The following is a 441-nucleotide window of genomic DNA, read 5'->3' as shown; positions in this document are numbered from 1 at the left end:
GTCTCGACTGGAGCGCGTCCGGACGGCACAACGTGGCCAATACTCCGCTCACGTCGCCCGCCTGTACCCGGATGCGGGTCAGGTGGGGAAACTGGATGGGCAGGGTCATGCGGCGCAGGGGTTGTGGAATCTGTTACATGAATGGCACATGATGTGCCGGGAGCATCGTCGCCCCATGTTCGCCGTGGCCGAGGTTGATCGGCAGATGCGGGAGGCGCGGAAGAGTTCACCGGAAGGCTTCGAGTGGCTTTCCGTGCTGCCTGCGCAGGCATGTCAGCAGGTGTTGAAGCAGTATCAGACGGCGTGGAAACGCTGCTATGCGGGGTTGGCTCGTCCGCCGCGTTTCAAGTCCCGGCGTCGTGCCCGCCTGGCGGTGGATGTTCCGCAGGCGCGTGGGCTGAACGTGGCCCGCGTGAGCCGCCGGTGGGGTGTTCTGTCGGT

Annotated in this window: 1 protein-coding gene; it reads left to right on the top strand. The window is 65.3% G+C overall.

Features of this window, described 5'->3' with window-relative positions; translation table 11 throughout:
- Nucleotides 1-175: 175 nt before the first annotated feature.
- Nucleotides 176-441 (top strand): hypothetical protein (locus G6R25_RS25765; RefSeq protein WP_205447472.1); only part of this gene is annotated, 266 nt, incomplete at its 3' end.

Source organism: Candidatus Frankia alpina (genome assembly GCF_902806485.1).
In the GTDB taxonomy this organism is placed as follows: Bacteria; Actinomycetota; Actinomycetes; order Frankiales; family Frankiaceae; genus Frankia; species Frankia alpina.
The sequence above is the reverse complement of the archived record's forward strand: the minus strand, read 5'-3'. Positions and strand labels throughout refer to the sequence as shown.